Origin of the sequence: Pseudomonas sp. B23(2017) (assembly GCF_002113725.1) — a bacterium.
GTDB lineage: Bacteria > Pseudomonadota > Gammaproteobacteria > Pseudomonadales > Pseudomonadaceae > Aquipseudomonas > Aquipseudomonas putida_Z.
Genome location: NZ_NEJM01000020.1, coordinates 25,222 through 44,742, shown reverse-complemented (window position 1 = coordinate 44,742; position 19,521 = coordinate 25,222). Strand labels below are relative to the sequence as shown.

The window sequence follows — 19,521 nt, the reverse complement described above, 5'->3', positions numbered from 1 at the left end:
TCAGCCCCTGATAACCGAGCTAATGACGCTCATGGCGCTCTTGACGCCCCCTGCGATGGTTGCTGCTACCCCTTTATCCTTCTCCGCTTCCGTGGGGTCAGGCTGGTAGCCGGGCAATTCCGTAAAGGCCATGAAACGGGCGGCACTGTCGAGCATGCCCTGGCCCCTGTCCATTGGGATCCCGCGCTCCATTTTGCTAGGGGAGGCACTGCCGGCGTTGTCGAGCATGGCGCCGCCCTTGTCCAGCTGGCGCAGGCGCTCCAGCAGGCGCGCGTTCTGTTCAACCAGTTCGTCGTTCTGCCGGCACTGCTCTACATAATCCTTGCTTATCGAAGCGGCCATGCTTTCCACCTGCTGTACATGGCGGTCGATCGAGTCCATAAGCGCTGCGCTCTCGCTGGCATAGTCGTACTCGGCGCCAGCACCGCCCGCACTCACGCTGTCCAACATTGCTGGGCTGCGGTTGGCAACGAAGTTCGGGCCGCGTACCAGGTCCATGCCGAAGTAGTTTTTGGGGGTGCGCATACCGCCTTCGTCGGGGGCGTAGAAGACGGAGCTGAAGCCATAGGCGCCGCTCTCCCATAGCCGTTGGCCAATGCGCCCCGCTGCGGTATCGAGAAATTCCTGCTCGTGCTCGAGCGTGCCGTCTGGGAAGCATTTGATGTAGATGGTGCGCACCGCTGGCTCGAGGATTACCTGCGTGCCGTTCACGATCACCGATTCGGGAGTGTCCAGGCCGAACTTTTCCCGGTTCTGGTGGCCGATGTAGCCGACGATATCGCCATTCTTGACCGCCTCCTGCACTGCTGCGCCGTTGACCACGCGCATAGCGGCGTCGATATCGACCTTGCGCGGGGTGCCGGTGAAGGTCCGCCCGGTCTCGTTCATGTTGTAGCGAATAACGCCCGTGCGCGTACCCATTAGTCCTGATCCCCTTCGTTTTCGTTGTTGCCGCTGTCGCCGCCTGGCGGTATCAGATCGATACCTTCATCCCCCCCAAAGCCACCGCCCATGCCTGGCGGTGCTGGTGGCTTGGCGTTGGCAAGGCCCTTGGCCAGCGTGTCCGCCTGCTCCTGGTCAAGCTCTGCTGTCTTGGCCAGCAAGTAGCTGTTGGTCTCCTGGTTCATGCCCACTTCACGCAACTGCGCCAGCACCTGGACCAGGACTGCGGCCTTGTTCATGGCACGTTCGGAACTGATTTGTTTTTCAGCCTCGAGGGCAGCGATGGAGCCGTAGAAGTTGACCGTGTAGGGGCGGTCCTGCTCGGACCAGCACTTGCCGTACTTGGCCATCATGTGGCGGTCGATGGTGTCGTTAGCCATCTTCGTGTAGCTGGTGCGCAGCATCCGGGCCCGCTCGGCGCCCTGGCTGCTGGTGCGGTTGAATCCGCCCTCCCCAAGGCCCCCGCTCAGTTGATCGGCAAAGCCGAGCATGGAAATGTCGGTACCGAGCGTGCCCGCCAGCTTCTTGGCATGGAACAACACATCTTCGACGCCCAAGGCCTGGCCTGTTGCGCCTGACTGGATGCTGCTGACCTGGGTAAGCTGTTTCTCGCCCCAGGTGGGCATGATGTTGAAGTTGCGCGAGGTCGAGTAAATGCCTTCGCTGACCTGCTTTTCGGCGCGCTCCTTCATCGCAAGGATCATCTTCGAGGTGTTCTCGACAATCTTCTTGCGCTGTTCCTTGGTCGTGTCGGACAGGTTCAGCGCCAGCAGCACCTCTTCGATCGAGGCATTGATCCGCTGGCCCACGAGCCCGCGTAGCGCGGCATAGAGGTTGTCGAAGTCCTCTTCAGCGTTCTGTAGGAGCGAGCCGCCGACCAGGCTGGGCAGAGGAACGATGTCGCGCAGGTCCTTCGCGTCCAGGTTGGTCTTCTGGGCGTTCTCGATGGCCTTCATCTGCGGCACAAAACCCATGCGAGGCATCTTGAGCCGCACCATGTCCATATGGCTGAGTCGGCTCTGGATCTTATCGCCCAGGCTCACCACATAGCCGACTGTGCGCCCCAGCTCTTCATAGGGCTGCACCAGGGGCGGCAGGATCGATTCGTACTCAAAGGCCACAATCCCTACTTTCGGGACGGTGTATGTCCTGGCGTAGGAGTCGCCAAAGCCGGCTGCGTTGTAGCACATGGCGTGGGCGCTCTCGTTGAGCATGTGGACCACGCCCGCCAGCTCTTCAAGCATCTTCTTGTCAGCGCTGCTGATACCCGGCTTGGGCTCAATGAAGATCGTTTCGCCGGTCGTCTCGTGCCCGCCCAGCGCCATCTGCACGTTGTTGCGCAGCGCGGTGGAAATCAGGCCCTCCTGCATCATGAACTGGTACTTCATGTACAGCTGCGAGCGGTTGCGGATCGGCTTGCTGGAGCTGCCGGTGAGCATTTCAATGCCGACATAGTCCGCATCGAATTGGCCGATGGCGTCCAGGCGGCTGGCGGCCTGCTGATGGGCCTGGGTGGGCGTCATTTCCGCAAGCGAGCCACCCAGGAGCAGATCACCTGCTTTACGGGCGCCCCTGGAGAGGCGATCACGCCACCCTGCTTTCTGTTCGGTTGAGTTAGCCATTCACGTACACACAGAGGCTTGATTTAGCCCCCAGCGTAACGGCGCCACAGAGCCATCCCGGGCCCGTGTTTGCTTGGTTTAGCTATCCGGCCAGTTCCTCGCTGGCCTCTTCATCCGGGGCTGGGTTGAGCAGGTAGTCGCGGGTGTACGGCGGGATGTTTACAGAGCCGGTGACGTCGACAATCTCGAAGTTGACGATCACGCCATCACCCATCAGCACCGCAACCAGCATGCGCTTGCTGGGCTGCACATAGCCTTCCTGGTCGGGACCGATCAGGGGTTCGATGGCGGCTTGCAGGATGCCGTCTGCGTAGTCCAGGCGGGTCGAGTCGTCGGAGGTGTTGCCCAGCGGCGCTGCGTAGCCTTGGGAGAAGTGGATCATGGCCTCGCCCACTTCCTTCCATTCGTATTCCGTTTCGTCCTCGTCGCTCATCACCCCCAGCGGCCCGATGGTCGGGTAGCCATCGAAGCTGGCGCCATCGCTCGCCCTGGTCACGACCTTGTCGAACAACACGCAGGGAATCGAGTTTGGGTCGCGCAGGGTGCGCTGGCGCTTGGCCCGGTTGATCTGGACGGCCACGTTATTGAGCATGTCTTACCCCTTCACCTTGCCCACGGCCTTCAGCGCCGCGGCGATTTGCTTCTCACTGAACCCTTGCGCCTTCATGGCCGCCATGAGCGCCTGGTGCTGCGCGTTGGAGGCCGGCCTGTTGACCTTCGCGGCCTTTGCGCCCTCTCGCAGCTTCTGGTTTGCCTTTCGCACCGCGGCCTTGTCCGCCGATGTGGCCTGGCGGGCCGCCTGCTGGCGCTGGTACGACGGTTGGGCCTGCCGAATCTCCCGCTTTTCCTCGTCGGTGCGAATGACGGCACCGCGCTTGGCGCTCTTCTGCGCCTTGGCGATCTGTTCCACGAACTTCTGTTGCTCGGCCACGGTAACGGGCGTCATTTTGTTGCTGAGCGTGCGCCGGCCCTGCTCGATGATGCGTTTGGCGTACAGGTTGAAGGTACCGCCAGCGTTGATGGTGGCCATCACCCTGATGATGTGCTTGCATGCAATCCCCATCAGCTTGGGGTTTCGGATTTTCGGGAAACCGTCCTCGGGCCGCCCGTAGTTGAAGTTGCCGATCGTGGCGATGTACCGGTACCAGTAGCGGTGGCGCTTGCAGTCGCATTCAAACTTCAGCTTGCCCGCCAGCATTCGCTTGGCCGCCTCGAGCGAGTTGCTGCCGTCCGCCACGACCTCGTCATAGTCCAGGAACTGCACGGTGATGGCGTGCCGGGTGACGTCCGACTTAGCACTGGCGTTGGTCGTGAGTTGCACCACGCCGCCCCGGTTGCTCACGGGAATGACCGTGCGGATTTCCTGGGAGGCGCGCGAGCGGTCATCGGGTGATGACAGGTTGATCACCTGCTTGGCCAAGATCCCGCCGCCAGCACCTGGTGTGGGCACGTTGCCCTTGCGCAGGCCGTGGCGGCGCTGGATGTCATGCACCGCGGCCTTGAACGCCACCAGGTCATCTACGGTGATTGGCCTGAAGTCGCCGCCGAGCGTGGTGAATAGCCCGCGCTTGCGGTCGTACAGTCCTGCCATGTCGTCGGCGGACAGGATCTGCGCCTGGTTACCGAGTCGGCTGAGTCGGTCAGCCTCGAAGTGCTTGCGGGCGTCAGCGCTTACCCTGGTGGCCGGAGCCACTTGGGCATCACGGGTGGGTTTCTTGGCAGCCATCAGCGCACCGACCTTTCAGGAGTCACGATACCGGCGCGTTGCTTCAGGTAGACCAGGTGCTCACGGGTGGGAAGCACAATATCTTGCTCGACCAGCTCGGAGTCGACGGTAGACAGCCCGGCAGCGGCTCGAATCACCAGGACCTCGGTAGCGTCACCATACACACGCAGCGCCAGCATCGGGATATGGAAGCGCTCACTGGGGAGACTGCGCACGACCTGGCGCCTACTCGAATAGGACGGCTCATTGAGCGCGAACTTGCGCACCTCGTGGTAGAACCTGGCTTCGGGAATCATCATCCACCCCTCTCTGAACTCAGGTGGATTATCCCGGCCTTGCTAGGGGCGCCCAGCTGGTGCTTTGCGCTGTTTCGGGGCCACAAAACGCTTTAAGAGTTTTAGATACGTTTTAAATATGGTTTTGGGCAATGTGCATAAGTGGCTGGCCGCACCGTAGCACCTAGCCTGGCCGGTGTGCACAACCCTGTGGGCGGGTGGCTAAATTACTGATTTTGGTGGGTAATTTACGCTTTTTGGTGGGTAAATTACTGATTTTGGTGGGTGAATTACGCTTTCCTCGCCCGGCCAGCAGGCAAAACAAACCCCGCGCGAGGCGGGGGTATTTGCTGTGGGAGCGGGATAGCCATTTTGCGGGCGATTATCAAGACGAAACCCCCGCCTACATTGGCCCGCACCTGTAGGAGCGGAATGTCTACCAGGAACCAATGATAGGCCCGTCGTTACGCTCGTGCTCTTCGTCCACATAGACCATGCACAGAGCGCTCATGTCGCGGTCCATGCCGTCGCCAATGCCAGCCAGGTAGCCTATCCCGCTTTCGTCACGCTTGGGGCCGGCGTCCATCTTCTGTTTTTCCAAGGTGCGCTTGAGCGGGTGTTTGATGGCGCCAGCTTCTGCCGCCTGGGCATATCGCTCGAAGGCCAACGAAAAGTTATCGCGGTGGTGCCGGCGTTGATCCTCGCTGTGAGGCATGAACCCGAAATTGGCGTCTCGCCAGCAGAGCGTGCCAGGCATTTCCAGCAGCAGCGTGCGCGCCAGCGAGCAGCAGTAAGACAGCCGATCGATCACAACCCGCGGGCGACCAAGAGCTGAAGCGTACGCCACCAGCTTCGCGGCATATTTCTGGTCCTCAAGTGCGTTACCGTGCAGTGTGCGCTCAGTCAGCAGCACGGCGCGGCGCTGACCACCTGCACCTGGTGCTATGAGGAAGTGGTATGTGTAGAACCGCATCGCGTCACAGGTGACCGCCAGAAAGTGCTCGTAGGCGTCACCTTGTTGGATAGGGCCACCATCAGCCAGCGCCAACTCAACCAGGCCGGCCACCTCCGAAGGCACAAGCGAAGTGCCGGCAGGTCGGGCTACTCGACGCTTTTCACTGTCCGGTACCGCCCAAATGCCTTGGGGCCGAGATTTCTTCTCGTTGTCGAGCTGCCCCGTGCGGAACAGGTAGTCACGATTCTCTTCATGGCGGCTGTGCTTCTTCGCGCTGATCATGCTGCCACCGCCAGGCCGAGGCTGCTGAAGCCGTGTTGGGCTGCCCGTGCACGGTACTGGTACTGGAGCGACGACTTGTGCGCATGGGAGACCGGGAACTCACGCCCCAGCACCACGCAGAAATGCTCAGGCGCCTGGCCGACGCGGGACATCAGCCGATCGACAGCTGAGACCAGCACCAGCGCGCGACGGTGTGCCCGGGCAAAACCAACCACCTGGCCTTCGATGTCCCTGAGGGTAACGCGCCCTGCCAGCTTCCACTCAACGCCCTGCCGGTCCAAGGCAATGATGGCCTTTGCATCCGACCAGAACGCGACGAATTCGCTTGAATGCACGGCTTCGGTCTTGCGCCCGCCTTCACTGTGGCGACGTAGATCCATGTCTGTATCTCCGAAAAATATCCCCGGACATCCTAAGGCGGTTTTACGCCAGCACTTGCGCCTGTATTGCGGGGGTAAACACACAAGCGCCAGCGAAATATACACAAAAAACTATACGAAACTATAGTTATTTATGCGACGTCTGCCAGCGCAGCCTTGGCGCGCTCCATTGCCGACTTGGCGCGGGAAGACTTGGAAACCACAGTTTCTTCAGCGCAAGCGACGTAGTTGACGTCCTCGAGGAAGGCCATGCAGATGGTGTCGAAAAGGTCCGGGGACGGAAGGCCGTCCGCCGCCATGCTCTCTTTGCTGGCGATCTTGAAGCGCCCCATATCGTCAAAGGCGTAGGGCAGACGCGAGCCCTGGTCGATAAGATCGCGCTTGTGCTTGGGTGACAGCTTGACCACGCCGTCCTTGATGGCCTCGGTGGCGTGCACGGTGCACTGGGCGCGCTGGTTGATGAAGCGCTGGCGGTAAGCGTTGGAGTGGTTGCGCGCCCCCCACAGCACGCCCTGGACGATCATGTTGCCCTCTTGCAGCTCCTGGAGCCGGCGCATGAACTGCACGCCCATGGCGCTGACGTCGATGACAATGGTCACGTTCGGAAAGCGCATGGCGTAGTCGCGCAGCTTGACCGCGAGCGGCGTCCAGTCCTCGGTAGCGGTGTAGATCGGGATGTCGACAACCTCGATCTTTCGGCGCCGCTCGTTGGCCATCCGATCGCCCTTGCCGCTGACCCGCATGTGGGTGGCAACGGTCTTGTCTCGCCCCATGCCGGCGGCAACGTCGACCACAATGACATGCCCCCACTCTTCCCCAGGCAGGATGGGACTGGCGGCCTCGATTGCCCGCTCCAGCATGGTCGTGCTGAGCAGGAACTTGCTCAGGTTGGTCGGGAACATGCCCTTGACCTTGATCTGGTACTCGGCCTCGTCCGCGCCGCCGTACTGCTGGCGCTTTTCCTTGATGAACTTCAGGGAAACGATCGGGCTTTCTTCGGAGTTGAACACCAGCGACGTCCAGGCGCCGCCCCGGGACTTCGATAGCCCGTGGTGGGTTTCCCAGAAGAAGCCCGTTGACCTGGTCGGCTGGCTGGCCATGACAAAGCGGTTGCGCTCGTCGGTCAGTGCGCCACCAATTACGCCGAAGTTCTCGTCAGGGATGCCAGACGCCTCGTCCGCCAGCCAAAGCAGATAGTCGGCGTGGGTACCGGCCAAGTTTTCCGGGTTGCCGCGTGGCGCGGTTCGGGTGGTGACGTACCAGTTGGCGCTGTGACCGGTGACATAGACCTTCTCGGCCTGGATGACCACGTAGTCGGCAATCCACGCATGCGGGCCCTTGCGGATCTCTTCGAGCATGGTGGCGATTTCTTTCCACACGCCCTCTCGCACCGTCTTCAGCTTGGGCGCGGTCACATAGGTCAGGGAGTGTTGGTAGCACAGCAGGTGCCACAGGCAGGTGACGCCAAAGGAGCGGGTCTTGCCGGTACCGTGTCCGGAGGACACAGAGACACGGCAACCGAAGACTGATGCTTCGTCGAAAAGCTCTTGCTGCTGCGGGGTGACGTCCATCTGACACACCTCGACCGCGAACTTGTACAGGTCGAAGGCGTATCGTTCGATGAAATCAGGCCACCGCGGGTCTGCCTTCAGGCGTAAAACCTTCGGCTTTGGCTTGGCCATGGATTCCTTGCACTTAGGGGCCGAAGCCCGGCCCCATCACTCTACGGGCGCCAGCTACTCACCCAGGGGCGCGGTTTGCTTCAGTGCCGGCCCATCTACAGCGAACTCGTCCCAGTTGTGCCAGGTCGCCCCGGGAACGTCACCGCGGTCGATGCTCCAGCCGGTCTGCGCCGATATCAGCCATGGGCCGGTGCTGTCCTTGAACGTCGCGCCAGCAGCGGAGAAGCACACGGCGTGAGCCAGGTGGGCGTCTTCGATGATCCAGCCGGTGTCCTGGCTCCATGCGGTGTCTATTCGCTCAGGGGGATTGGCGCGTGCTGGGGCGAACTGAATACATGCCCCCTCGCCCGGTCTGCCCAGCAGCACATAGTCGGTACCGATCCTGACGTAAGGGGCTACCCATTCCTGGCTTTCCAGGGCGCGCATCACCAGCAGGCGGTAGCCATCGGCAACGTTGATCAGGTGCCGCGGGCAAGCCACAGCGGTATATGAATCGGGCTTGAAGAACAGGCGCCATACCCCTACAGGTGCGAAGGGCGTCACCGGGCAGTGGCCAAGGGTGTCCAGGTCAGACGTCACTGTCATGCGTGCGCCTGGCTTCGTAGCGCTGCGCAGCAGCATGGCCATCTTGGGTGACACCTCCAGCTGAAGTACTTCCCGGGCGAAAGCGACGATGTCGTTGGCGTAGCGCGCAGCCAGCGCCGTATAGGCTGGGTGTTTTTCGTAGCGTGGGGTCATTCTGGCGCTTCCTGAGGTTCTGTAGCGGTGATGCGCTCGTGCTCGGCAATGAGCAATGCGCCAGCCTTTTCGAGCGTGCGCAGGCGGGTGGCCTGGCGCATGGGCTCGCTCGGCCAGGGCCACAGGTTCTTGGCATAGTCGGGCATCAGCAGATCGATGATGTAGGCCGCCGCTGCGCGCAGCAGCTGGTGATCGCGAAAGCGCTGGTCGCGTACTGGGTCGAAGCCCTCGACGTTGATCTGGCGCTGGCGCTCACGCAGGAATGCCTCGGCGCTGGGGGAAACGGCTGGCGGTGATGGCCACAGGGCCAGGGGCGGCTCCCAACCGATGGTTTCCATCGCCTCCCACTCTTCACGGGTCTTGCGCTGGTAGGGGCGTGGTACCGAAATACCCTGATCCTTCCCGCGCCGCCGGGTGAGCCACGCAACGGGGCCGCGGCGAACAAGGCTGGTTTGCGCCAGCGAGTCCCAGACCAGAAAAGTTTTCTGGGTGTGAGGGTTGGCGTAAGCGCCAGCCTCGAGGTCGAAGGCCAGGTCCAGGATGCCAGCTCGGCGGCATTGGCGCTCAAACTCTGCGCGATCGTGGAAAAGAGTCATTGGAGTGCTCCGTAAGCGGCCTGGTGGAATGCTGGCGCCACGGCCAGCAGTGGAACGTCGTCTACGGTCGGCAGGGTGCCAACGAAGCGCCAGCGCTCCAGTGGGAGGTGGGTGCGCAGCGCGTGCTCGATTTCGCCGTGCTCATTGCGCAGCCATAGGTGCTCGCCCAGCTCCAGCTCGACTTTCAGCTCTTCGCCCGTAAGGCGATTGATAACCTGCCTGCTCATTCGATCTTCCCGTCTTCCTTCATGACCGGCTTGAGGAACACACGGGAGAACCGGAATTCAGCGATGATCCGTTGGAAATCGGGGATTGCCTGCTTGAAGTGGCGGTCGCCATTGCCCAGCAGCGCGCCAACCAGAGTGCCCGCCGGCATGCTGCGCCCGTCTTCGATGTAGGTGGCCAGGCAGCGCAAGAGGCGTTGATGGGCGTAACTGCCCCGGAAACCAGGCCACAGCCGTTCCTGCCCGCGAACGGCGGTATTCATGTTCACCGGCCTGGCGCCAGCGATGCCCTGGACGAAGCTGAAACCGCCGGTGGGGATCGGCTCCAGGCGCGCTTCAACGCCCTCGGTACCGAACACCGGCAGTTGGCAGCCGGCCAGCGCCTTGATTACCTGGTTGGCGGTCTCCAGGCGGTGCAGCTGGCGCTCATTGAGCACGGTTGCAGCTGGCGCTACAGAAACTGCGTGCATGTACGTCTCCTAGATTTTGAGCCGCAGCTGGGCCCGGTCACATTCGTTTTCGCCGTGGGGCAGCTTGTGGGCCTGAGCCTCGCTGTTGCGCCGCCGGCAGTCTTGGCAGTAGGTGTAGGCGGGGCCGTTGCGCGGCCTCCGCCATTTCACTCGCTCGCCTTGGCAATGTCGGCACTTCATGGCGTCCGATCCCCAAGGGTCCCCGGACTAGCGCGGGCGTGCGTCGAGCATGGCCTGGGCGTATGCCCAGCGGCGAACAGCAAAAGCGGCCAGGTCCTCGCCCTCGTCCTGGGTCAGCGGGCAGGTGATGGCGAAGTCGTCGCGCAGGTCGATCAGATCCTGGCTCAGTTTCTTCGGCGTGGCTTCAGCTGCTGGTGCTGCGGGCTTTTCTGCCGGAGTAGGCAGATCCAGGTCGTGGAAGCACATTGCCAAGGTCTCAAACAGGTCGGGACACGGCAGGTCCTTCGTCGCGCGCTCTTTAGGGCTGGCCACCTGGTGCTGGCGATGCTCGTTTACGGTGTAGGGAATGTGGCAGCCGAAGCGCGCCAGCACGGCGTCGGAGTCCTCACCATCAGGCCATTTCAGCTTCACGCGCCCGGCCTTGATTGCCTGGGCTGCCAGTACGGAACACTTCGAGCGACGGTTGAAGTAGCCGGCGTCCTTGGGCAGCGGTGCACCCATCATCAGCCCGTAACGACGCAGGGAGTCAGTACGCCCCAGTTGTTCCAGCTCGTGGAAGAACTGGAGGCCGATACCGGCTGTGTCGACCAGGATAGTGGCAGACGGCAGTGCGCTCGCACGTTGGTGCAGCTCTTTTGCCAGCGGGGCCAGGTCCTGGAGGTTGGTATCGAACGGGTAGCCCAGCACCTGAACGACTTGGCGGGCGCCCTGGCCATAGACCCGCGCATGGATGGCCACAGACGCGCCGTCACGATCGGTGCCCGAGAGTCGCACGGCAAATACGTCATGGCCCTCCAGCACAGCGCCATGGTCGCCCCATACTGGTTCCTTCACTGGCGGACAGGAAAGCGCGCGCTTGATATCGGCCTGGGTGAGCAGGTAATGCGTCGATGCCGGCGCCGAGGGGCATTTGCCGATGTCGCTGGCCTGGGCGGCGCGAACTGCGGTGGTGAGCGGAGACGTCAGGAAGCGGTTGATCAGCGATCGCAGACGGTGATGGGTCTGGGCATAGCGCTTGTGGCGCCCTGAGCCCTCCTGAACAGACACGGCCTTGGGCTTGGCCTTACCTGGTACAGGCACAACCCAGTAATGCACGCCTTGGGCGCTGTGGGCCGGCTCAGGCTCACGTACCTCGATGCCCTGCGCCTTCAGCCATTCCTTGAATACCGAAACGTTGCTGGCCAGCAACAAGTCCTGGTCGTGCTTGTGACTCGATACCGCGGTGCCTGCTTGCATCATTGATTTCCTTTCGAGGTGGCCGCGAACGGCCTTAGGTTTTCGACTCGCCCGCGGTGCTTGGACGCGCGCGCAGGTGTTGCAGTGGTGGGCTGTATCCAAAGCTGCCCCGTCTTGATCAGGAACAGCTCCCATAAGCCCATCTTGATGTTGGTTTCGCCCTTCTCGTACAGGCGCCAGGACTCGCGGCTGACGTAGACCAGCGCGCCGGCAGCGGTCTCGCTCATGCGCAGGCTCAGCCGGGTGCGCCGAATGTTGTCGGGAGTGGGTTGCAGCTCGGGCCTGATCTTCATACCTCACCGCCGTTGTCCAATGCCGCGATCTGGGCAGCGCGATCGGCCATGGCCTCGCGCTGTGCTTGGGTCTTCTGTAGGGCGCGTGCATAGCGTTCATCCAGCTCTTCCTGGGAAACGACAGCAGCCACCGGCACAACCGGCTCAATATTCATGTTGAAGATCCGCCCCAGCAGGGTCAGGTACGGCAGCTGGTCGCCCACCTTCACCTCAATGCTGCCGTCCTTGTTGATCTTCACCCCGCTGAACAGGCCAAGCGCACCTGGTGAGAGGTAGCGGGTGTCGTTGATCTTCATGGTGCGCTCGCCCACGCCGTTGCACTCCGGGCATTCCGGGTGTGGGTCGCGGGTCTGGTCGAAGCCGATGCCGCCGAGGGGGTCGAACACCGGGGGCATACGCTTCTCTGCCTTGGCCAGCGCCACCTCGCCTTTGTGGCGCTCGATGCGCTGCTCCATCTGCCGTGGGGTCATCTGGTACCGGAATCCCTCACCCCAGCAGTACCGGCAGCAGGTGTAGATCACCTCGGCCAGTTCCCGAGGGTCAGCCAGGGCCGCGCCGTAGACGCGCTCAATGACCCGATTCTGGATTTCCTCGGTCTTGGCGAAGAGTTCAACGCGCTTCGCTCGTGTGTACGGATGTTCCTTAACCTTTCTTAACAGCCTGCTGGCTGCCGCCGCAGCAGAGTTGGGATTGCTGCACTCGAAGCCGGCGTCCAGGTAGGCCTGGGTGGCGTTCTGGGTGACCAGCCACAGGTCAATGAATTTGGCCTGGCGCTCGTCCAAACCGTGCAGATTCCCGGCCTGCAAGGCTTCCAGCTCGGTCTGGGTGAGGGTGACGGTCGGCTTCACCCTGGTAGTACCGGTGCGGCGCCGGGGCTTTTTCTCTGCAACCTCGGCGGCCTTGGCCAGCGCTTCGGCTACTGCCGGGGCGGGCTTGTTGGGTTTTTTGGGGGCCTTTTGAGCAGCCTTTGAAGGGGCCTTTTTGACCACTCGGCCACCGGCGACCTTAACAACCGGCGCTTTGGGGGGATTTTTGCGGCTGCGCGCGGGATTGTCCGGTGTAGATTTATCCCCGGACAGCTCTGTCTGCGCTTTGTCTCCTACCTTCTTCTTCCCTGCCACAGTCAACAACCTTCAATGCAAAGAGTCTTGGCTATCAGCCACGGAAAATGTGCAACATCCGGGGGCGCCTGGCGCAAAAAAACCCGCAATCGCGGGCCTCTATCCTTGGAAGGATTAGCCCGCCGAAGCGGGCTCCCCAGCACCGTATAGGGGACGCCACGGTGGGCGCTGCAATGGCCGTCGATGCCACTTCCCCAGTTTTGACCGTTATCCAACAGCGGGTACCTCATGGGAGAGCCCCTGTCAGGTACTTCCCCAAAAGCTCCAGGCCGTGTGAAACAACCCTTTGCCCAGCACCATGCGCACGACAGCCCGGCATGGCCACCCCTAACCGAGTGGCTGGCTACTGACCGGTGAAATCAGCAAACAGCGCTTGCTGAACAGCCTTTTCAACCTGCTGCACCGTGCAGACAGGATGCTCGAATTCAATGAGGGCTTTTTCGGCTTGTTTGCTAGCGATTCGCGCTTTGACGGAAACCGCCAGCTCGGCAATCAGGCGCTCAAGCTTGGCGCCGCCGCGCAGCTGCTCGAACACGCCGCCATGATGCCGGCGGATCAGCGCCAGGCTGGCGCTCAGTTCGATTGAGGTGGTTGCGACCTGGTCCAGCAGCGCCCGATCTGTGGCGGCGCCTTCGATGGCCACCGCAGTGACCTTGGCCAGGCCGGTCAGGTATCTCTCGTGATAGGCAGCCATCGCCCCCTTCACCACGCCAGCGATCATCGCCTGGTTACCCTCTTCGGGGGACAAGCCCAGTTCGTCGGTGCGCAGCAGCAGATAGTCGGTGGTGACCGAGTACAGGTCGGCCATCATCTGGAGGTTCTTGAGGCTGGGGGAGCGCTTGCCGTTCTCAAACAGGCTGATCATGGTCAGGTTCGCGTGGCCCAGACGCTGAGCGACGTCGATTTCACGCAGGCCGGCGGCCCGGCGGGCGCGGACCAGGCGCTTGGCCACGGCCTCGCGCATTGCCTGCTCTTCCTCGCGCGCCAGGCTGCTTGGGCTCATGCCCGCGCCGCACTCGTCATCGTTGAAGAGCGATTCGGGCTCGCGTGGCAGCAATTCGCCCTCGATCGCGGCCTGCGTTTCCTGGTTGTGATCTGTCGCTGACACTTCAATGCACCTTCCAGCACTGTGGATTGGCGCCATTAAATTGTATCCCCGGACATTTCACAACCCCAAAATGCCCAAAAAGTTCCCATGCTCCCGAGCGGAAGTAGCCAACTTTCTAGGGTTCGTCACCCTTCATTTGCTCGTGAATTTCGATCAGGCGGGCCTTCAGGTCGTCGCATGTCACGGGATCAGCGGCTTCGATCTGCGCAAGGTGCACGCGCCTGGTGTGTAGATCGCGCCCCATCAGGTAGTGGGCCAGGTAGTCGACAAGGAAGCGGAGACCGTAAAAACAATAGCGTTTTGTTGGTGCATAGCATCCTTTGCACGCCATGATGTGGTTGATGTACTGCTCATGCGCCACGCGCTCGGCCTGCTCCAGGTCCATCAGAACTCTTCCCGAACCCAGTCAGGACCAGGCGCTGCGCCACGCTTGGGTTTCTCGGCTTTCTTGATAGCGACGAACTTGAACACCGGGAACATGCTGGCCGCGACCTTGATCTTGACCCTGGCGTCATCCATCCAGTAGCCCTTCACCTCATGCACTTCAAGGTGCCCGCTCGCCAGCTGCACCAGGAAATCCGGCGTATAGGTGGTCTTGGGCGCCAGCAGCAGCTTGAATGGCTCGAACTGGTACCAGACGATGTCACCGGCCATGCGCAGCTGCTCCAGGTGGGCACGGTAGGCTTCCTCGGTTTTGTTCAGCTCACCGGCCTCGAGGCGCCCCAGCGCCTGCATAGCCTGCATGCCACCGGCCTTTGGCTTACCCTTACTGCCACCGGTGGCGCCAGCTGTTGCCCCTGGCATGCGCAGGTGCTCCGGCTCTTCCTTGGCCGTCCGAGACCGTGATTTGCGGGCGGTCTTGGTCATGTAGTCGGGCAGGCCGGCAAACTCTTCCTCGGTCATCCTCATGCCACGGCCCCGCCACAGCAGTTGCAGGCGCGTACAGTGGCCCGGGCACGCAGCCAGCGCAGGTAGTCGCGCTGCACACCTTCATCCAGGTATTCCTCGGTCGGGCGCCCCATAACGCCCTTCACGCGCTCGAACGGCCCTTCGTGGTCGGCCTCGAAATCACTGCGCGCTTCATCGACTTGATCAAACGGACCCACAGCACTCTCCCCTCATAGAATCGATCGCCCCAATCTACTGGGGCCCATCCCGGCGCTGCCCTGGTGGTTTGCCGGGTACAGCCTTACGCCTGGAGCGCCTGCCGGCGTGCCTGTGCTCCACTCCCCTGCCAGCGCAGGTAGGCCGCCGCCAGGTCTGCTGAGAAAACAGATGCTTCGCCGGTGTCGACGGCAAGATCGTGAAGCCATTCCCGCGGGGTGCCTTGCATGCGGTGCCAGCCACCCTTGGGGAAGAAGGCGAAGAACGTGAGCACATTGGTCGACGGGCACAGCTGGAAATGGGTAGCCATCGACTCTTCAGCCATTACGCGCTCCAGCTCTTCCAGGTGGTGCGGACCCAGCTCGCCAGGAAGCGCTTGGCCGGTGTAGTCGATCGGCGCCTCAATGCCTTCAGCTGCGCACCGCTTGGTGTGGAACTCCACCGATCGGACGGGGCCGGTAAGGTCGTTCACGTTAAAGGCGGCATGGCGGAATAGCTTGCGTACCCGTGGGGCCTGCTCCTGCACAGGCGCCTCTACAGACACTTTGGCGCGGGGCATCAGCTTCGGGTTGTCGGTGTGCGTTGTACCGCCCCGGGTTGGCGCCGGCACTGCCTTGGGCTTACCCCCTTCCCGAGGGGTTACCAGCTCGGGCCGCTCCCGCAGCGGTAGAAAACCATCCTCACCGAGGATCACGCTTCCTACAGATCGCCCCTGCTCCACCTGGTCCAGGACGAACTCGACAAGCGCCAGCCCGCGCGCCAGCAGCAGATTGAGGTTCTGGTGGCCGCAGCGCTTCAGCAGGGCCGTGGTGCGCTGCATGCTCTGGGCGGACATGGTGAATAGAACTTCGTGCCGCTCCTGGGATTGGGCGTGCTGCATTGCGGGTGCCTCCTACAAACTGCGATAGCGACATAATGACATAAAGTCACAATATCACAAGGCTGCATTGTGGCGGCGCCACCTTTGCTAAACGCAAGGCAAAAAAAAACCGCCTTTAGGGGGCGGTCTTCTTTGCGGTCCAGGGGTGAGAGGCCTTGGCCCGCGCTTTCACTGAGTGCGGTCACAGCTCCAATAGTAGGGAACGGGGATTTCTAGGTCAAATCCACCGGTCGCTGCGCCTGGGCATTCCAACGAATCCTTGAGCCGGGTATGATGCGCCCGCTTGCTTGTGACCGACTCCATGAAGGGGGCCCGGGTATTTGAGTATTCAAAGGAGAGAACATCCCTCCGACACGGTTTGAGACCCGTGCCGGCGAGCTGCACCTTGGAGGGCCAACCAACTGGGCCACTTCACTGGGTGCGGTCACAGCACTCTGAAGGCGTCGAAGTGCCGGTTAGACGCTGGAAGATTGGCTCGCTTGTACAGGAGTCAAAGATTATGAAGCGCAAGCGGAATATTCTGAGCCACGTATGGGACATCTTGAAAGCTTTGGGCGCGCTCAATTCTTTCTGGGAGTTTCTGCGTGACCACTACGACGACATCTTTTAAGACTAGTTGCAGTGGGTAGTAAAAAGGCCACCCGGGCTTCGGTCCGGGTGGCCTTTCTGTTTCAAGCCTGGAATCAGCCGTTGTGCCGGCTGGCACGCCCAATCGCCTTGATCAGGACATTCCTCTTCCAGTCTGGGTTGGTCTTCTTGGCTTCGCTTACCAGGTATTCCATAGCGGCATCCCCGCCCGCCTCCCCCAGCGCCTCCAAAAGGCGTTGTTGCAGGTCATCAGAATTCGTTTTTTTGGCCTGTTCAATCAGGAAGGCCACCCCTTTGTTCGCCTTGATCACTTCACTTCCCCTAGTTCATTACCTGGTTCTGATTCTGCATCTGCCACCAACTGGTTGAGGCCCCCTATCAGCTCCCCTACTGCGTCGGTGTATGCGGCGTCAGCCTTACCCATGGCGCGGAGCAGCTTCGCCCGCTTGCTGTTCGACATGCTCAGTACATCATCCATGTCTGCTGTTGCCTTGCGCCTCGCCTCGCCGGCCTCGTTTACCGGATCCAGAAAGCGCCGCAGGGCGATCGTATCAACCTTGGCCACTGGTATCCTCCGGGAGCGGGTCTAGCTTGTGCTTCAGCACGTAACGGACGATTTCAATGCAACCCGGGCAGTCGACCAGGGCGTCAGTAGGCAGCCCCTTCTCTTTCGGGTTGGCCCAATCGGTGAAGCGGCACAGCGTTGTGTAACCGCTCGCTGGGCTGCCGGCGTAGTGGGTTACGTCGCGGTGGGGGTCATACACCCTTTCCGCGAGCGGTAAGCGCTTGCCCATGTGTCCCTCCCTGGTTGTCTGGCACGAAGCCGCGCCCCTCGCACACGGTGCAAGGCTCGTGGTTATACAGCGGGGTGTGCCCATGGCAGGCTGGGCAGCCGGCGAAGGGCGAGGCATCTACCCAGGCGCGCAGCATGTGGGCCAGCCGGCGGTGCTCGCTGGCTTCAGCCTGGACGCACGCCTCGAGCAGTGCGGTATACACCTGGATGTCAGTGGTTGGCTCGATCAGCACGGGCCCATATACGGCTGACGGTTCCTGCTTGAAGCAATCCAGCTCTTCCAGGACAGGCGTTGCACACCGATCGCAAAGCGGGCCTGCCGGCGGAAAGCCAACCTGGTGCCACCGTTGCGCACCGCATTCGGTACAGTCAGCAGCGCGAACACGCTGTTTCGCTTCCAGGCGCCTACGGGCGTCCTCCCAGCTTTCACCAGGACGAGCGCCAGCCTGAATTTGCGCGTCTGTGAGTGTGTATTGCGACACACGACCTCCTACGTCAATCAGCACCAGCACCTAGTCGCGGCCTGGCTGTGCTGATCATGGCATAAAGTCACAACATCACAAAGGGCTGCTCTTACGATTTCGTCCTACCAGCCGCCCGTGAACCTGGACGGCGGTAGTTTCCGCAGCTTCAGTCGTCGTAGTGGTAACGGCATTGCAGAACGGTGAGCATACCGGCCTCGAAGAAGTAGACCAGGCGGTGCTCCCGGGTGATGCGGCGAGACCACAAGCCAGATAAATCGCCTTTCAGCGGCTCAGGTTTGCCAATGCCAGTGAAGGGGGTGCGAAGGCATACTTCTATCAGGCGGTTGACGCTGCTCAGAATGGTGAGGTCGGCAGCTTGCCAATGGCAGTAGTCCTCCCAGCCCTCTTTGGTAAATTTGACGCTTACCTTGTCGCGGGCTTCATCCTTGTTGCGCTGCTTCTGATTCTTGCTCATTGATGTCCAGTTCCTTCGTCGCGGTCTGGCCGTCCCGAAGCTGAGCGATGGATGAGCGCAAGCGCGAGGCGTTCTTGGACGATCCCAATAGGTGAATGGTCTCGTTCATCCCGTTGTAGTCCTCCAGGGACATCATGACGACGGGTTCGCCACGCTGGCGTGTGATCACGGCGGGCTCATGGTCCCGGCAAACATCATCCATTGTCTGCTTCAGTTCGGCGCGAGCCTGGCTAAAAGTCAGTACGTGCATTTGTCTATCCTCCGGGGATCGCCCGGGCAAGGGTTGCTACTTTGGGCCGCCACAGGCGACACCCAAAGTGAAAGAAGGTGATTACAGTAGGCCCGCACAGCGGCGCCGTCGTGAATCACCATATGTTCCCTCATTCGGATCAGAAGCAGAATCGTCATTCAAATGGCCACAGGCCATAGGCGTCCGAATGGAAATCCAGCCGTCGCTGGCAACCACAGCCATTGTACCTAACGTTGTACAAAGTAGTAAACCGGCTGTCGGACTATGATCTGGCTTGTCGAACGGCCTTCAGCTGCGTCGTCTTGCAGCAACTTCCGCATACAACCCGCATTGATCCCGATCGCGTTTGCTTGAGCGGCCCTCCACATGGGCACTTGTTGGCTTCCAAGAACCTGGCCACCGCTGCGTTGATAGCCGCACTGTTGTTGCGCCTGGGCATTCCGTGGCCCAATGCCTTGGCCACACGCTTGTAGTCCCGGCGTATCCAGGCGCCACCAGGCTCGTCAGCCAGGCCGTCACCGATCATGTCGCCCAGCTTGATCAGGTCCTTAGACAGTTGGGCCTTGGGGTCCACTGCCGGCACTGGGGCCGGCTGGGGTGCGGGAGTGCCGAACAGATCTGGCTGGGTATCATCTGCTATCACTTGCTATCCCTCGGTATCCACTGGGTTGGCAATGGGTTCACCTGGCACTGGATTTGCGCCGTGGCTTCGCCCATAAAGCCCCCAAGGCAAAACCCAGCCGCCAGGCACAGGGTGGATGCGACGAAGACCACCATCAGGGCTGTTTCAATCTTCAAGACCCAGCTCCTTCCGTGCTGCTGCGAGCCTCACCGCGTCGATGGCTGCCTCGACATCATCGGAGTCCGGTGAGCCGCGTTCGCTGTGCCAATTGGAGTTGACGTTGCACAAGTCGTAGACCTGGGCGCCGCGGTCGACGTACCAGGCCAGCTTGCTGACAAAGCGGTACCGCTCTGCGTCCACTCGCAGCTCTTTGCAGGCCTCATAGGCCAGATTCTTCTGGTGGACTGCGTGGCCGCGGGAAGCGATGGCTTCAGCCGTCTTGAAACGCAGGCGCCGAATCTCATTGATCAGCGCCAGCACGACCTCAGGGCATGCAGCCGGGGAGCCTGCGCCCC

At 61.5% G+C, this 19,521-nt stretch carries 28 protein-coding genes; 1 reads left to right on the top strand and 27 read right to left on the bottom strand.

Annotated elements, in window-relative coordinates; translation table 11 throughout:
- The 23 genes from CAG46_RS25110 to CAG46_RS25000 all read right to left on the bottom strand — a co-directional run bounded on the left by CAG46_RS25110 (position 1) and on the right by CAG46_RS25000 (position 17,196).
- Complete coding sequence (locus CAG46_RS25110; RefSeq protein ID WP_085618848.1) at positions 1-921, bottom strand: hypothetical protein; 921 nt, start codon at positions 919-921, stop codon at positions 1-3.
- On the bottom strand, positions 921-2,465 hold the full coding sequence (locus CAG46_RS25105) for a hypothetical protein (protein ID WP_085618847.1): 1,545 nt from the start codon (positions 2,463-2,465) through the stop codon (positions 921-923). The genes CAG46_RS25110 and CAG46_RS25105 overlap by 1 nt, the downstream gene beginning before the upstream one ends.
- A gap of 181 nt (positions 2,466-2,646) precedes the next feature.
- Positions 2,647-3,156, bottom strand: a complete 510-nt coding sequence (locus tag CAG46_RS25100) for a hypothetical protein (protein ID WP_085618845.1) — start codon at positions 3,154-3,156, stop codon at positions 2,647-2,649.
- Positions 3,157-3,159: 3 nt separating this feature from the next.
- Positions 3,160-4,290 carry a hypothetical protein gene (locus CAG46_RS25095; RefSeq protein ID WP_085618843.1) on the bottom strand — a complete coding sequence of 377 codons (1,131 nt, stop codon included), beginning with the start codon at positions 4,288-4,290 and terminating at the stop codon, positions 3,160-3,162.
- The gene (locus CAG46_RS25090; protein WP_085618841.1) at positions 4,290-4,589 is read right to left on the bottom strand and encodes a hypothetical protein; all 300 of its coding nucleotides are present in this window, start codon (positions 4,587-4,589) and stop codon (positions 4,290-4,292) included. Before CAG46_RS25090 ends, CAG46_RS25095 begins: the two co-directional genes overlap by 1 nt.
- A gap of 412 nt (positions 4,590-5,001) precedes the next feature.
- Positions 5,002-5,802, bottom strand: a complete 801-nt coding sequence (locus tag CAG46_RS25085; protein ID WP_085618839.1) for a hypothetical protein — start codon at positions 5,800-5,802, stop codon at positions 5,002-5,004.
- Positions 5,799-6,182 carry a hypothetical protein gene (locus CAG46_RS25080; protein WP_085618837.1) on the bottom strand — a complete coding sequence of 128 codons (384 nt, stop codon included), beginning with the start codon at positions 6,180-6,182 and terminating at the stop codon, positions 5,799-5,801. Before CAG46_RS25080 ends, CAG46_RS25085 begins: the two co-directional genes overlap by 4 nt.
- Positions 6,183-6,313: 131 nt before the next feature.
- Positions 6,314-7,864, bottom strand: a complete 1,551-nt coding sequence (locus tag CAG46_RS25075) for a hypothetical protein (protein ID WP_085618835.1) — start codon at positions 7,862-7,864, stop codon at positions 6,314-6,316.
- A gap of 54 nt (positions 7,865-7,918) precedes the next feature.
- On the bottom strand, positions 7,919-8,602 hold the full coding sequence (locus tag CAG46_RS25070) for a hypothetical protein (protein WP_085618833.1): 684 nt from the start codon (positions 8,600-8,602) through the stop codon (positions 7,919-7,921).
- On the bottom strand, positions 8,599-9,198 hold the full coding sequence (locus CAG46_RS25065) for a hypothetical protein (RefSeq protein ID WP_085618831.1): 600 nt from the start codon (positions 9,196-9,198) through the stop codon (positions 8,599-8,601). The genes CAG46_RS25070 and CAG46_RS25065 overlap by 4 nt, the downstream gene beginning before the upstream one ends.
- Positions 9,195-9,425 carry a hypothetical protein gene (locus CAG46_RS25060; RefSeq protein ID WP_085618829.1) on the bottom strand — a complete coding sequence of 77 codons (231 nt, stop codon included), beginning with the start codon at positions 9,423-9,425 and terminating at the stop codon, positions 9,195-9,197. The genes CAG46_RS25065 and CAG46_RS25060 overlap by 4 nt, the downstream gene beginning before the upstream one ends.
- Positions 9,422-9,892 (bottom strand): hypothetical protein, encoded by a 471-nt coding sequence (locus CAG46_RS25055; RefSeq protein WP_085618827.1) that lies wholly within the window; start codon positions 9,890-9,892, stop codon positions 9,422-9,424. The genes CAG46_RS25060 and CAG46_RS25055 overlap by 4 nt, the downstream gene beginning before the upstream one ends.
- A 207-nt stretch (positions 9,893-10,099) precedes the next feature.
- Positions 10,100-11,308, bottom strand: a complete 1,209-nt coding sequence (locus tag CAG46_RS25050) for a hypothetical protein (RefSeq protein WP_085618825.1) — start codon at positions 11,306-11,308, stop codon at positions 10,100-10,102.
- On the bottom strand, positions 11,308-11,601 hold the full coding sequence (locus CAG46_RS25045) for a hypothetical protein (RefSeq protein ID WP_085618823.1): 294 nt from the start codon (positions 11,599-11,601) through the stop codon (positions 11,308-11,310). Before CAG46_RS25045 ends, CAG46_RS25050 begins: the two co-directional genes overlap by 1 nt.
- The gene (locus CAG46_RS25040; protein ID WP_158090812.1) at positions 11,598-12,722 is read right to left on the bottom strand and encodes a terminase small subunit; all 1,125 of its coding nucleotides are present in this window, start codon (positions 12,720-12,722) and stop codon (positions 11,598-11,600) included. The genes CAG46_RS25045 and CAG46_RS25040 overlap by 4 nt, the downstream gene beginning before the upstream one ends.
- Positions 12,723-13,065: 343 nt before the next feature.
- Complete coding sequence (locus CAG46_RS25035; RefSeq protein ID WP_085618819.1) at positions 13,066-13,866, bottom strand: helix-turn-helix domain-containing protein; 801 nt, start codon at positions 13,864-13,866, stop codon at positions 13,066-13,068.
- A 79-nt stretch (positions 13,867-13,945) separates the two neighbouring features.
- Entirely contained in the window at positions 13,946-14,215 is a 270-nt protein-coding gene (locus CAG46_RS25030) for a hypothetical protein (RefSeq protein WP_085618817.1), read from the bottom strand.
- Positions 14,215-14,739: a DUF1064 domain-containing protein gene (locus CAG46_RS25025; protein ID WP_256575141.1), complete on the bottom strand. Its 525-nt coding sequence runs from the start codon at positions 14,737-14,739 to the stop codon at positions 14,215-14,217. Before CAG46_RS25025 ends, CAG46_RS25030 begins: the two co-directional genes overlap by 1 nt.
- Positions 14,736-14,936, bottom strand: a complete 201-nt coding sequence (locus tag CAG46_RS25020; protein WP_085618815.1) for a hypothetical protein — start codon at positions 14,934-14,936, stop codon at positions 14,736-14,738. Before CAG46_RS25020 ends, CAG46_RS25025 begins: the two co-directional genes overlap by 4 nt.
- Positions 14,937-15,019: 83 nt before the next feature.
- Positions 15,020-15,814 carry a hypothetical protein gene (locus tag CAG46_RS25015; RefSeq protein WP_085618813.1) on the bottom strand — a complete coding sequence of 265 codons (795 nt, stop codon included), beginning with the start codon at positions 15,812-15,814 and terminating at the stop codon, positions 15,020-15,022.
- 683 nt (positions 15,815-16,497) lie between these two features.
- Positions 16,498-16,713 carry a hypothetical protein gene (locus tag CAG46_RS25010; protein ID WP_085618811.1) on the bottom strand — a complete coding sequence of 72 codons (216 nt, stop codon included), beginning with the start codon at positions 16,711-16,713 and terminating at the stop codon, positions 16,498-16,500.
- On the bottom strand, positions 16,710-16,967 hold the full coding sequence (locus CAG46_RS25005) for a hypothetical protein (protein WP_085618809.1): 258 nt from the start codon (positions 16,965-16,967) through the stop codon (positions 16,710-16,712). The genes CAG46_RS25010 and CAG46_RS25005 overlap by 4 nt, the downstream gene beginning before the upstream one ends.
- Positions 16,954-17,196 carry a hypothetical protein gene (locus tag CAG46_RS25000; RefSeq protein WP_085618807.1) on the bottom strand — a complete coding sequence of 81 codons (243 nt, stop codon included), beginning with the start codon at positions 17,194-17,196 and terminating at the stop codon, positions 16,954-16,956. The genes CAG46_RS25005 and CAG46_RS25000 overlap by 14 nt, the downstream gene beginning before the upstream one ends.
- Positions 17,197-17,278: 82 nt before the next feature.
- On the opposite strand from CAG46_RS25000, the gene CAG46_RS28810 reads away from it, so the two are divergent.
- Positions 17,279-17,446, top strand: a complete 168-nt coding sequence (locus CAG46_RS28810) for a hypothetical protein (protein ID WP_158090811.1) — start codon at positions 17,279-17,281, stop codon at positions 17,444-17,446.
- 379 nt (positions 17,447-17,825) lie between these two features.
- On the opposite strand, the gene CAG46_RS24995 is transcribed toward CAG46_RS28810, so the two are convergent.
- From CAG46_RS24995 to CAG46_RS24980, 4 genes are all read right to left on the bottom strand, one after another.
- A complete protein-coding gene (locus tag CAG46_RS24995) occupies positions 17,826-18,134 on the bottom strand; it encodes a Txe/YoeB family addiction module toxin (RefSeq protein ID WP_085618805.1) in 309 nt (102 codons plus the stop codon).
- The gene (locus CAG46_RS24990; protein WP_085618803.1) at positions 18,100-18,384 is read right to left on the bottom strand and encodes a type II toxin-antitoxin system Phd/YefM family antitoxin; all 285 of its coding nucleotides are present in this window, start codon (positions 18,382-18,384) and stop codon (positions 18,100-18,102) included. Before CAG46_RS24990 ends, CAG46_RS24995 begins: the two co-directional genes overlap by 35 nt.
- A gap of 639 nt (positions 18,385-19,023) precedes the next feature.
- The gene (locus CAG46_RS28805) at positions 19,024-19,182 is read right to left on the bottom strand and encodes a hypothetical protein (protein ID WP_158090810.1); all 159 of its coding nucleotides are present in this window, start codon (positions 19,180-19,182) and stop codon (positions 19,024-19,026) included.
- Positions 19,172-19,486 carry a hypothetical protein gene (locus CAG46_RS24980; protein ID WP_143493514.1) on the bottom strand — a complete coding sequence of 105 codons (315 nt, stop codon included), beginning with the start codon at positions 19,484-19,486 and terminating at the stop codon, positions 19,172-19,174. The genes CAG46_RS28805 and CAG46_RS24980 overlap by 11 nt, the downstream gene beginning before the upstream one ends.
- Positions 19,487-19,521: the final 35 nt, after the last annotated feature.